At 72.6% G+C, this 11,991-nt stretch carries 10 protein-coding genes; 4 read left to right on the top strand and 6 right to left on the bottom strand.

Annotated elements, in window-relative coordinates:
• Nucleotides 1-55: 55 nt before the first annotated feature.
• The 6 genes from aqpZ to B2K11_RS03200 form a co-directional block, all read right to left on the bottom strand.
• Nucleotides 56-853, bottom strand: a complete 798-nt coding sequence (gene aqpZ, locus B2K11_RS03225; RefSeq protein ID WP_163616782.1) for an aquaporin Z — start codon at nucleotides 851-853, stop codon at nucleotides 56-58.
• Nucleotides 854-997: 144 nt separating this feature from the next.
• Entirely contained in the window at nucleotides 998-2,302 is a 1,305-nt protein-coding gene (locus tag B2K11_RS03220) for a DUF58 domain-containing protein (protein ID WP_163616780.1), read from the bottom strand.
• Nucleotides 2,303-2,307: 5 nt separating this feature from the next.
• Nucleotides 2,308-3,237, bottom strand: coding sequence for a MoxR family ATPase (locus B2K11_RS03215; RefSeq protein ID WP_163616858.1), 930 nt, complete (start codon nucleotides 3,235-3,237; stop codon nucleotides 2,308-2,310).
• Nucleotides 3,238-3,332: 95 nt separating this feature from the next.
• Complete coding sequence (locus B2K11_RS03210) at nucleotides 3,333-4,556, bottom strand: DUF4350 domain-containing protein (RefSeq protein ID WP_239525672.1); 1,224 nt, start codon at nucleotides 4,554-4,556, stop codon at nucleotides 3,333-3,335.
• Nucleotides 4,553-5,239, bottom strand: a complete 687-nt coding sequence (locus tag B2K11_RS03205) for a DUF4129 domain-containing protein (protein WP_163616778.1) — start codon at nucleotides 5,237-5,239, stop codon at nucleotides 4,553-4,555. The genes B2K11_RS03210 and B2K11_RS03205 overlap by 4 nt, the downstream gene beginning before the upstream one ends.
• Nucleotides 5,230-6,777 (bottom strand): glycerophosphoryl diester phosphodiesterase membrane domain-containing protein, encoded by a 1,548-nt coding sequence (locus B2K11_RS03200; protein ID WP_204259990.1) that lies wholly within the window; start codon nucleotides 6,775-6,777, stop codon nucleotides 5,230-5,232. The genes B2K11_RS03205 and B2K11_RS03200 overlap by 10 nt, the downstream gene beginning before the upstream one ends.
• Nucleotides 6,778-6,999: 222 nt before the next feature.
• Between B2K11_RS03200 and mtrA the strand changes: the two genes are divergently transcribed.
• From mtrA to B2K11_RS03180, 4 genes are all read left to right on the top strand, one after another.
• Nucleotides 7,000-7,680 carry an MtrAB system response regulator MtrA gene (gene mtrA / locus B2K11_RS03195; RefSeq protein WP_163616774.1) on the top strand — a complete coding sequence of 227 codons (681 nt, stop codon included), beginning with the start codon at nucleotides 7,000-7,002 and terminating at the stop codon, nucleotides 7,678-7,680.
• 7 nt (nucleotides 7,681-7,687) lie between these two features.
• Nucleotides 7,688-9,418: an MtrAB system histidine kinase MtrB gene (mtrB, locus tag B2K11_RS03190; RefSeq protein ID WP_163616772.1), complete on the top strand. Its 1,731-nt coding sequence runs from the start codon at nucleotides 7,688-7,690 to the stop codon at nucleotides 9,416-9,418.
• Nucleotides 9,415-11,124: an LpqB family beta-propeller domain-containing protein gene (locus B2K11_RS03185; protein WP_163616770.1), complete on the top strand. Its 1,710-nt coding sequence runs from the start codon at nucleotides 9,415-9,417 to the stop codon at nucleotides 11,122-11,124. Before mtrB ends, B2K11_RS03185 begins: the two co-directional genes overlap by 4 nt.
• Nucleotides 11,125-11,217: 93 nt before the next feature.
• On the top strand, nucleotides 11,218-11,934 hold the full coding sequence (locus B2K11_RS03180) for a phosphoribosyltransferase family protein (protein ID WP_163616854.1): 717 nt from the start codon (nucleotides 11,218-11,220) through the stop codon (nucleotides 11,932-11,934).
• The last annotated feature ends 57 nt before the right edge of the window (nucleotides 11,935-11,991 follow it).

Here is an 11,991-nt window from a genome sequence, read left to right as displayed (position 1 = left end):
CCCCGGAAGGGGGCGGGCCGCTCTGCGGTACGTGCCGTGACTGCGGGTGCCGTGCCTACGGGAGGCGTGCGGTGGCCTGTACCGGCGGCAGCGTGCCCTTGGGCTCGAAGAGCGCGCGGTGCAGGACGCCCGCGAGCAGACCGCCGACGATCGGGAACACGATGAACACCCACAGCTGCGACAGCGGGCCGGGGCCGCCGTAGATCGCCGCCGCGATCGAACGTGCCGGGTTCACCGACGTGTTGTCGATCGGAATCGAGATCAGGTGGATGAGGGTGAGCGTCAGGCCGATCGCGAGCGGCGCGAGTGCCGCGGTGCCCCGGGTGGAGTGGGTCACGCCCAGGATGATGAGCACGAAGATCGCCGTCAGCAGCACCTCGGCGATGATCGCGGCGCCGAGGCCGAACCCGCCGGGGGAGCCGAAGTCGCCGGTGCCGTAGCCGTTGGACGCGAAGCCGCCGTCCTGGGCGTTCGCGAGCCAGTTGTCAGTGCCGAAGATGCCGATCAGCACGATGAGCGTCGTGCCGAGGGCGCCGCCGATCAGCTGCGCGATGATGTAGCCGATCGTCTTATTCCACTCGAAGCGGCCCGCGGCGGCGAGTCCGAGCGTGATCGCCGGGTTGAAGTGGCCACCCGAGACGGGGCCCCACGCGTAGGCGCCGACGACGACCGTCAGGCCGAATGCCAGGGCGACGCCGACGAAGCCGACCCCGAGGGGATTGCTCTCTGCGTCTGCCGGGAAGTTGGCTGCGAAGAGGGCGGTGCCGACGCCGCCGAAGACGAGCAGAAACGTTCCCAGAGCCTCCGCGACGAGCCTGTTCGCCGTGGTGGGCGGGATGGTGGTATCCGACATGGCGGACTCCTTTCCTCGTCGCGAGGCTAGCGGTCCGCACAGCGGATTCCCAGGAACCCCGCGCGGAGTGTCGGCGTGTGACGCCCGATCTCACGCGATTTCCCTTCGTGTTCAGGCATTCGTGGCCGGCTGTTCCGCTGCGACTCAGAGGCGTCCGGCCGCCTTGAGCGCGAGGTAGCGGTCGGCGATGCGGGGCGGCAGGTCCTCGGGCGTGGCGGCGATCGCCTCGCCGCCTGCGCGGCCGATGGCGGCGGCGACGACAGCGGCGTCCTGGGCCGCGCGCTCGATAGCCGCGGCGCGATACACGTCGGCGGCATCCGGACGCTCCGGCAGCGGTTCCTGCTCATCGGTGACCGCGCCGACGAGCACGTGCGCGCCGCGCGCGAGCGCCGGCAGCGAGCCGAGGAACCCGCGCGCGGCTTCCGCGGCATCCTGCGCAGTGAGGAGCACCACGAGCGAGGGCCGGGAGGTGAGCACGCGCACCTGGGCGAACGCGGCGTCCCAGTCGGTGTCGATGAGCTGCGGCTCGACCGGAGCCATCGCGTCGACGAGCGCCGGCAGCAGGCCAGGGCCGTCGACGCGCGTGACGCGGGCCCGGATGGTGCGGTCGAACATCAGCAGGTGCACGTGGTCGCCGGCCCGGGTCGCGAGGGCCGCCAGCAGCAGCGCCGCCTCCATCGCGGCATCCATCCGCACGCCGTCGCCGACGCGCGCGGCCGCCGTGCGTCCTGTGTCGATCACGATCACGACGTGGCGGTCGCGCTCGGGGCGCCAGGTGCGCAGCATCGTCGTGCTCGACCGCGCCGTCGCGCGCCAGTCAATCGAGCGCACGTCGTCGCCGCGCACGTACTCCCGAAGGGAGTCGAACTCGGTGCCCTGTCCGCGCACCTGCACGCTCGTGTTGCCGTCGAGCTCACGCAGCCGCGCGAGCCGTGAGGGCAGATGACGCCGCGCCGTGAACGGCGGCAGCACCCGCAGTGCTCCGGGCTCGTCGATGCGCGCCTGGCGTCCGGCGAGGCGCAGCGGGCCGTCCGAGCGCACCACGACGAAGCGTGACCGCAGTTCGCCGCGACGACGGGGCAGCAGCGGGATGGCGATCGTCCGTGACTCGCCGGGCGGGATGTCGATCGCCGGGCGCTCGGGCGGCGCGCCCGCGGTCGGCTGCCAGGCGTCGCGCACGCGGCCGCGCACGGTGCGGTCGTTCGCACCGTTGCGGAGCACGAGCTCGGCGCGCACGGCTTGTCCGAGCAGCACGCGGCGCGGCAGCCGTCGCTGCACGGTGATCCGGCGGGGATCCGGCGCTGCCGCCGCGTCGCCGAGCGCCGCGATCAGGCACAGCAGCACCCATGCCGCCGCCGCGAGCCACGCGTCGACGCCCGCCGCCGAGAGCAGCACGACGGGCACCGCTCCGAGGGCGAGGAGCAGCGGCAGGCGACCGGTCACATACATGGGCGTCAGATCGGGACGCGTGTCTGCTGCAGCACCGAGCCGAGCACGGCATCGACCGAGACGCCCTCGAGCTCCGCGTCGGGCCGCAGCCGGATCCGGTGTCGCCAGGTCGGCAGCAGCATCGTCTGCACGTGGTCGGGGGTGATCGCGGGGTACGCGCCGAGCCACGCCCAGGCCTTCGACGCCGCCAGGAGCGCGGTCGCCGCCCTCGGGCTGACGCCGAGCTGCACCGAAGGACTGCTGCGGGTGGCCTGCGCGAGATCGACGATGTAGCCGAGCACGTCGTCCGAGACGGTGACGGATGCCGCGGCCCGCTGTGCCGCGCGGATCTCGGCCGCGCTGGCGGCGCGGCCGAGGCCGGCACCGGCGAGGTCACGGGGGTCGAAGCCGCTCGCGTGGCGGCGCAGGACGGCGAGCTCGGCATCCCGTGCCGGCACGTCGACGATGAGCTTGAGCAGGAAGCGGTCGAGCTGCGCCTCGGGCAGCGTGTACGTGCCCTCGTGCTCGATCGGGTTCTGCGTGGCAGCGACGAGGAACGGGTCGGGGAGCGACCGAGTCACGCCATCGGTCGAGACCTGGCGCTCCTCCATCGCCTCGAGCAGCGCCGCCTGCGTCTTGGGGGGCGTGCGGTTGATCTCGTCGGCGAGCACGACATTCGTGAACACCGGGCCCTCGCGGAACTCGAACTCGCCCGTCTTCGCGTCGTAGACGAGCGAGCCCGACACATCGCCCGGCATGAGGTCGGGCGTGAACTGGATGCGGGTGGTGTCCAGGCCGAGGGCAGTCGAGAACGCCCGCACGAGCAGCGTCTTGGCCACGCCCGGAACGCCCTCGAGGAGCACATGCCCGCGTGCGAGCAGCGCGATCAGGAGTCCGGTCACGGTGCCGTCCTGGCCGATGACCGCCTTGCCGACCTCGAGGCGCACGCGGTTCATCGCCTCGCGGAGTGCGGCATCGTCCAGTGCCTCGGGCGCAGACGTGGGGGCGGTGCCGTCGGGCGTGGTCGTGCTCGGTGCCGGTGGCGTATCCGTCATCGGGGACTCCTTTCGGGGCGGACGGCCGCGCGGGCGGCGTCCTCGAGGTCTCTCAGGCGTGTGCTCAGGGCGACGAGGTCGGCGTCGCTGCGGGGGATCTCGTCGAGCAGGATGCCGCGCACCGCCCGGCGGTCGAGTCCGGTGCGCCCGGCGACGGCGTCGGCGATCTCGGGGGCGGCGGCGTTCGCGGCCAGCCCGAGCGGGGCGGCGAGGCGCCGCAGCGCGCCGATCCGGAGGCGGTCGGCGGCGTGCAGCGGATCTCCGGCGCGTGCGTAGAGGCGCGCACGGCCCTCGGTCGTCTCGGACGCCCGGACCGTCACCGGCAGGCGCTCGGCGACGAGCGGGCCGAACCGGCGGCCGCGCCAGATGCCCGCGGCCACACCCGCGACGAGCAGCAGGACGATGACGGGGCTCACCCAGGGCGGGGTGAGCTCGCCCAGCGAGGGGTTCGCGTCGGCGAGGTCGGTGTCGCCCAGGCCGGGCACGTACCAGACGGCGAGCGGATGCCGCCCCATCAGGTTCGCCGCGAGCGCGGCGTTGCCGTTCTCGGCGAGGTGCTCGTTCGTGAAGAGGGCGCCTGCGTCGACGGCGGCGACGCGGCCGCCTTCGATGGACCGGACGAGCAGCCCGAAGCCGCCGGCGGCCGGATAGCAGGCGGCTGCGCCGTCGCCCGCGCTGTAGAGGCCGCCCGGGGCCACCGCGCCGGCACGGACGGCGTCCTCCACCTCGCAGTCGGGTTCGACGCTCGCGGCATCCGTGCCGCCCGGGGCGACGCCGGCAGGGGCCGACCCCGGCAGCAGGAGGTCGAGCGTCCGAGCACGCGGTTCGATGAGCACGACATCGTCGGCGGCCTCGGCGAGGCCGGCCACGGCGTCGTCGGACAGCGCGGGTGCGTCGGGCAGCACCAGGGTCGCCGGCCCCGCTCCGAGGGCCTCGGACGCCGCGGCCCGATCGCGCGCGACGACGACATCGATGCCGTGATCCCGCAGCACCTCGACGATGGCGCGCGTCCCGGCGGGGCCTGTGGAGTCGGGGTCCAGTGCGCCGCGCTGGGCCCACTGATTGGCGGCCGACACCGCGCCGCCGATGCCGCCCACCACGAGAAGGGCGAGGGCGATGGCGACCCACGCGGTGACGCGGCGGCGGCGCGAGAGCGCGGGCGCCGCGGTGGTGTCAGGCAGTCCGGTCTCGGGCAGCGGGGGACTGGCCGTCGCGCTCACGCGGGCACCTCCTCGCGCGCCGTCGGCCGCGCCGAGACGACCGCGTCGTCAACCCCGGCGACGAGGCGGTAGAGCTCCGCCGTGCCGGGGCGCCGCAGGTAGCGAACGTCGTCGAACGCCGTCGCGGCGTCTTCGAGCCGGGTGGCGAGCGCAGGGAAGGCGCGCGCCGCGGCGCGCGCGAAGGCGTGCACGGTCGCGCCCGGGGGCGGGTCGACGACGCCGCGTTCGAGGCACCCCCGCGCGAGGGCGCGGAAACGGAGCACGATCGCCGCGTCCCAGTCGGACGCCCGGGCGCGCTCGCCGGCGGCGTCGCGCAGCTCGGCCGCGGAGCGGTGCTCGGCGTCGCCGAAGAGCAGGCGAGTGCGCGGGGCCGAACGGCGCGTCACCCGCGGCACACCCCACACGAGGAACGCCGCCACGATGATCACCACGACCACGATGGCGGCGACCAGGGCGAAGGTCGAGCCCCACCCGCCTGACACATCGGGGTTCAGCAACGACGCGATGAAGTCGCCGATCGCACGCGCGATCCGGTCGAACGGTGTCGGCTCGGCGATGTCGTAGGAAGGATCCGACAGCTCCTCCTCCGCCCAGCGCCGCGCTTCGTCGCCGTCCGGCGTGAGAGGCGGCACGGCGTCGGCGGTGCGCCGGAGCGCCGGCAGCACGAGGGAGGTCAGGCCCACGGCGCGTCGCGGTCGGTGCCGCCGGGCGCGGCGCCGGGTGCGGTCCAGGCGGTGGACGAGGGCGGCTCCGCGGGCGGGGCGGCGTCGGGGAAGTCCGGGGTCGCGTCGGTTGCCGGGACCGCATGTTCTGCGGCGCCGTCCGGCGGCGACGAAGTCTCTGCCCCGGCGGCCGCCGCAGCCGGGGAGCCGGACGGACTCGAGACCCCTGGCTGAGCCGGGGATGCGGGAGGCATCGGCGCTGCGCCGTACGCGGGTGGTGCGCCGTACGCGGGTGGTGCGCCGTACGCGGGTGGTGCGCCGTACGCGGGTGGTGCGCCGTACGCAGGTGGTGCGCCGTACGCGGGTGGTGCGCCGTACGCAGGTGGTGCGCCGTACGCCGGGGGGACGCCCTGCCCGGGCTGCGCGCCATAGAGCGGCTGTGCGGGCGCCGGGTATCCGGGCGGGTACGTCGGGTAACCCGCATACCCCGGGAACGCGCCCGGGACGCCCCGCGGTGCGATCGCACGCCCGATGTGCTCGCGATAGGGGTCCGCGAGGCCGGTGGCCCCGGCATCCCGCCGCTCCACATATGCCAGCAGGTCGAGATCGAGTCCCTCGCGCCGCATGCGGCAGTCGATGTAGATGAAGGCGGTCGCGGTCGACTGAACGACGACCGCGACGGACTGGAGCAGCAGGGTGAGCACCTGGGTCAGCAGGGCCGCCGCGATGAAGCCGATGATGGCGGTCGGCTCGGGGTCGCCGGTCGGCGCGATGATCGTGGTCAGGCCCATCGACAGGAAGCTCATCGGCAGGCTCACCACCTGCGCCACGGCGGCGAAGATGACGCTGATGACGACGATGACCCCGAGGGCGGGCCAGAAGCGCCGGCGCGTGAGCGTCCAGGAGCGCGACACGGCCTGCAGGATCGTGGCGTGCTCGACGATGATCACCGCGGGCACGAGCAGCAGCTTGACCATCAGCCACCACGTGAGCGGTATCGCGGCGAGGATGACCAGGATCGTGAGCGCGATCGCCGCCGGCAGCGCCGCCATCGCGATGCCCACGATCGCGAGCACGACGACGGTGACGAGGGCCGCCACGGCGAGGATCACCAGCAGCGAGTACCCGATCAGCCGCCACGCGATCGGCTTGACCTGTCGCCACAGCGCGCCGAGCGAGAGCTTCTCGGCGACCGCCGCGTGCGTCACCTCGACGACCACGATGCCCTGCACGATGACGCTGAGGGCGCCGGCAGCAAGCGACAGCACGATGCCCGCGATCGCGGTCAGGGCGATCGAGCCGGCCAGGATCGTGTCGTACTCTTCGGTGCCCTGCGGCACCGTGTCCAGGCGCGAGAACGTCGCCCACGTGACCGCGAGCACGCCTCCCAGCACCACGACGTAGGCCAGGGTCTGCACCACCAGTGCGAAGCCGAGGAGCACGCGCGGGTTCTGGCGCAGGGCGGCGAACGAGCGGCCCAGGATCGTCCCGAACGACAGCGGGTGCAGCGGGATGATCCCGGGGCGGGACGCCGGCGTCCAGGCCGGGTACGCGGTCACGGTTCCCCTCTCCGTCGGCGCCGGGCGGTCGGTGCGCGGCGATGGTCGGCTGTTCCTATCGTTCCACATCGACCGGATGCCGCACCCGCCGCGCGCGCGGCGCTCCCGGCGTGTGTTCGGGCGAGGCACGGCCGGTGCACAGCCCGTGTCGACTACTCTGTGGGAAGCGCATGGGGACGGCGCGTGCCGTCTGTGCCTGGAGAGAAGGAACGAGCGCGCGCGATGACTTCACGCATCCTGGTGGTCGACGATGACACCGCCCTCGCCGAGATGATCGGAATCGTGCTGCGCACGGAGGGCTTCGAGACGGTGTTCTGCGCGGACGGCGCCCAGGCGGTCGACGTCTGGCGCACCGAGCGCCCCGACCTCATCCTGCTGGATCTGATGCTGCCCGGAGTGGACGGCATCGAGATCTGCACCCGCATCCGCGCCGAGTCCGGCATCCCCATCATCATGCTGACCGCACGCACCGACACGGCCGACGTCGTGAAGGGCCTCGAGTCGGGAGCCGACGACTACATCGTCAAGCCGTTCAACCCCAAAGAGCTGGTCGCCCGCATCCGCACGCGACTGCGCCCGGCGAGCCAGCAGGTGAACGACTCGCTGCGCATCGGCGATCTGACGGTGGATGTCGCCGCCCACGAGGTGCGCCGCGGCGACGGACCGATCGCGTTGACGCCCCTCGAGTTCGAGCTGCTGGTGGCGCTGGCGTCGAAGCCGCAGCAGGTGTTCTCCCGGGAGATGCTGCTCGAGCAGGTCTGGGGCTACCACTACAAGGCCGACACGCGCCTGGTGAACGTGCACGTGCAGCGCCTGCGGGCGAAGGTCGAGAAGGACCCCGACAACCCCAAGATCGTCACGACGGTGCGCGGCGTCGGATACCGCGCCGGCGCCGTCGTCTAGGCGCGCCATGACAGCGCCGATCACGGGCGTGGCCCCGACCCGTGCGCGCGTCGCGTGGTGGCGCCTGTGGCGCGCGTGGCCTGGCAACATCGCCGGGCTGTGGCGGCGGTCGCTGCGCTTCCGGACGCTGCTGGTGACGATCGGCCTCACCGCGCTCGCCGTCGTCGTCGCCTGCGTGTGGATGGGCCTGGCGATCCAGAACGACCTCTTCACCTCGCGCAAGGATCAGGTCCTCATCGATGCGGAGCAGGCGCGCGCGGCGGCGCAGCGCACCCTCGACGCCGCGGTGCAGAGCGATGCCGTTCCGATGCAGAACGTCATGACCCTGGCGTTCACGACGCTCCGCGACCAGTCGTCGGCCGCGATGGTCGCCGCCTATCGGATCGGGCCTCCTGTGCCGAACGCGCCCCAGGACTTCAGCACGGCCGAAGAGGTGATGTCCGACCTGCTCACCACGTCCATGCGCGCGCTCGTGCGCACCAACCCCGATCAGCAGATCTGGCAGCCGGTCGCGCTGCCCGACGGTGCCGACACGAGCGTGCCCGGCATCATGGTCGGCCAGCAGCTCGCCATCGACGGCGTCGCCTCGTACGAGCTGTATCTGGCGTACGACCTCGCCAACGCTCCGCAGACGCTGACCTTCGTGCAGCGCACGCTGTGGGTCGTGGGCATCGGGCTGGTGCTGCTCATCAGCGGAATCGCGTGGTTCGTGCTGCGATCGGTCACCGTCCCCATCAGCGAGGCTGCCGACACCAGCGCCAAGCTCGCGGCCGGGCAGCTGGACGTGAGACTCGAGGTGCACGGCGAGGACGAGTTGGCCACTCTCGGCCGCTCCTTCAATGCGATGGCCGACAGCATCGAATCGCAGATCAAGGAGCTCGCCGAGCTCTCGCTCGTACAGCAGCGATTCGTGTCTGACGTCTCCCACGAGCTGCGCACGCCGATGACGACGATCCGCCTGGCCGCCGACATGATCAACGACCAGCGGGCGGACTTCGACCCCGCCACCGCGCGGGCGGCCGAACTGCTGAACGCCCAGGTGCAGCGGTTCGAGACGCTGCTGACCGATCTGCTGGAGATCAGCCGTTACGACGCGGGATCGGTGCAGCTGGAGCTGGAGCCGACGAGCCTCGCACACCTGGCCGAAGACGTCATCGGCTCGATGCAGCAGCTGGCCGAGCAGCATGGCACCGACGTCCGTCTGGTGGCGCCCGGCGGGTACTCCCCGGTCGAGATGGACCCGCGCCGCGTGCGCCGCGTGGTGCGCAACCTGCTCGGCAACGCGATCGAGCACGGCGAGGGCCGGCCGATCGTGGTCACCGTCGACAGCGATCAGCAGGCCGTCGCCATCGGGGTGCGCGACTTCGGGATGGGCATGAAGCCGGAAGAAATCGAGCACGTCTTCGATCGCTTCTGGCGTGCAGACCCGTCACGCAAGCGCACCATCGGCGGTACGGGCCTCGGCCTGTCGATCGCCCTGGGGGACGCGAAGCTCCACGGCGGCGAGCTGGCGCTGTGGTCGGAGCCCGGCAGGGGCACGAACTTCGTGCTGACGCTGCCACGCCAGGCAGTGCCCCTCAACGGCGCGTCCCCGATCCCGATCGATCCAGGCGAGGACGCGGTCGCCCCGCTGGATGATCTGGGAATCACCGCGCCGATCGATGTGCCCCCGGCATCGGGCGCCGGCGGAGGCCCGGGGCTCGGTACCGCCGCCGCACCGCGAGGAGGAATCGCATGACACGGACACGCGGCATCCTCGCGCTCCTGCTGGCGCTGTGCACGGTGATCGTCACGGGCTGTGCGGGATTCCCGACGGGCGGCCCGCCCGAGTACGGGATGGAGAACGGCGGAACGGGCGACGGCTCGCAGAACGTGGCGTTCATCCCGAACCGGCCGCAGCCGGGTGCCACGCCGCAGCAGATCGTCGAGGGCTTCATCGACGCCGGTTCCGGGCCGGGTGTCACCGGCAACTGGGACGTCGCCCGGGAGTTCCTCGCGCCCTCGATCGCCGACGACTGGGCGCCGGAGGTCAGCGTCATCGTCGATGAGCGTGCCGAACGCGACTACGTCGAGACCCAGGAGGGCGTGGTCGACTTCGCGTCCGAAGTCGTCGCCAGCGTCGACGACAAAGGCGCATACGAGCGCGCGGACCTCTCGCCGGGAAGTTGGTCGTTCCGCCTCGAGAAGCAGTCCGACGGCGAGTGGCGCATCACGGAAGCCCCCAACGGCATCTGGCTCGACGAGGCGCAGTTCCCCACGGTGTTCCACCGCTACCCGCTGATGTACTTCGATCGTTCGTGGCAGTATCTGGTGCCCGACGTCCGCTGGTTCCCGGTGACCAAGGCGGCGGGAAGCATCGCCGACGCCCTCGTGAACAAGCCCCCGAGCGAGTGGCTGGTGGATTCGATCTACACCGCCTTCCCCGACGGTGTGACGGTGGTGCCGTCCGTCCTCGTCGACGACGACGGAGTGGCGGAGGTCGCGCTGTTGGGCGGCGTGCTCGGCGCGAATCGGGAGGCGCTCGACCGCATGCTCACGCAGCTGGAGGAGAGCCTGAGGACGGCCGGCGTGACGGAGGTCGTGATGACCGTCGAGTCCACCCCGGTCGACGCGGAGCCGGTGGCTGTGCGCTCGACCCGTGTGCCGGCGGCGCCACTGGTGCTCACCGAGGCGGGCTTCGGCTTCCTCACCGGCGACGAGATCGACAAGATCCCCGGGCTCTCCGCGGCGGTCGAGAACGTGCCGGCCATCAGCGTTCAGATCGGCCCGGAGCGGGACCTCGCGGCCGCGAGACTGGATTCGGGCGCCGTGGTCCGGCTCAACGCCGGCGGAACGGAAGCCGAGACCCTCGACACACGCAGCGGGCTGGTGGACCCCACGATCGACGGGTACGGGACGGTGTGGAGCGTTCCACGTGACGACCCCGGTGCGGTGCATGCCTACCTGCCCGGCGGCGATGTGGTGGAGGTGGCTGACGCGTGGAGCGGGGCCACCGAGATCGCGGCCATGGCGCTCTCGCGAGACGGCACGCGCATCGCCGCCGTCGTGAGCGCCGGCGGGCGCGCGGCGCTGTGGGTCGCGGGAGTGGTGCGCAACGAGGACGGACTGCCCGTACGACTGGGCACCCCCGTGCCGCAACTTGCGGTGGTCGGCGGTGCGGTGATCGGTGTCACGCGGATCGGGGTCACGTGGATCGACGATGTGACGGTCGGCGTGCTCAGCAGCGGTGACGCCGAATCCGCCGTCCTCGAACAGGTCGTCGGAGGACCGACGTCGTTCTCGACGGCCGCGTCCGACATAGCGTCGATCGCGGGTGGCACCGGCATCTCGAGCCTGCGCCTGCGGGCCGACGACGGCACACTCTACGTCAAGCGGGGCACGGCCTGGCAGCCTACGGCCACCGGCATCCTTCTGCTCGCGACGCAGCAGGGGGCGCCGCAGTAGCGCTCCTCCCCAGCGAGGAGCTTCGGCGGATTCTCCACCGGAGGCGGCTTCGGGGCCTCTGAGAGGCATCCCGACGGCCAGGCTGTTCCCGTGATGAGGGAGCTTTCGATCGTCCTGCGCGAGGCATGCGCCGACGCGCTGGCGCTGCTTCTGCCGGTCTGGTGCGCGGGCTGCGACGAGCCCGATATCGCCCTCTGCGAGCGGTGCGCACTCGCGCTGCAGCCCGACGTCCGACGTCGGGTCGTGGAGGCGCCCGGGGGAGCAATCGAGGTGTGGAGCGGGCTCGCGTTCGACGGTGTCGCGGCGCGGGTGCTGCGAGCGATCAAGGAGGATGGCCGCACCGGCCTCGCCGCCGCACTGGCGCCGACGCTCGCCGCCGTCCTCGATCGGGCGGGCGCGGCCGGCTGCCTGGTGGTGCCGATGCCCACGTCGCGGGCGGCGTACCGCCGCCGCGGGTTCCGGGTGCCCGAGCTGCTGCTCCGCCGGGCCGGTCGCCCCGGGCGTCGCCTGCTGCGCTACGCGCGCCGCACGGCCGACCAGCGCGGCCTCGATCGCGACGGTCGGCACCGCAATGTCGGGCACAGCATGGTGACGACGACGTCCCGCTCCGCTCCCCAGGGCGGCGAGATCACGGGGGATTCCGGTCACCCGGGGCCGGGCGCGGCTCTGAGGGTCGTGGTGGTCGACGACGTCGTGACGACGGGTGCCAGCCTCGCAGAGGCGGTTCGTGCGCTGCGGGCCGCGGGCGTCGAGGTGGTGGCTGCGGTCGCCCTCGCAGCGACCCCGCGGCGGCATGGCAGACCTGAGTGAACGGGACCCGTCGCATTCGAAACTCACAGGTGACAGAGTCCGGACGCCGGGCTACCG

Source organism: Microbacterium sp. B35-30 (assembly GCF_010634855.1).
Taxonomy (GTDB): Bacteria; Actinomycetota; Actinomycetes; order Actinomycetales; family Microbacteriaceae; genus Microbacterium.
Note: the sequence above shows the minus strand (reverse complement) of the source record. Positions and strands in the feature narration are given on the sequence as shown.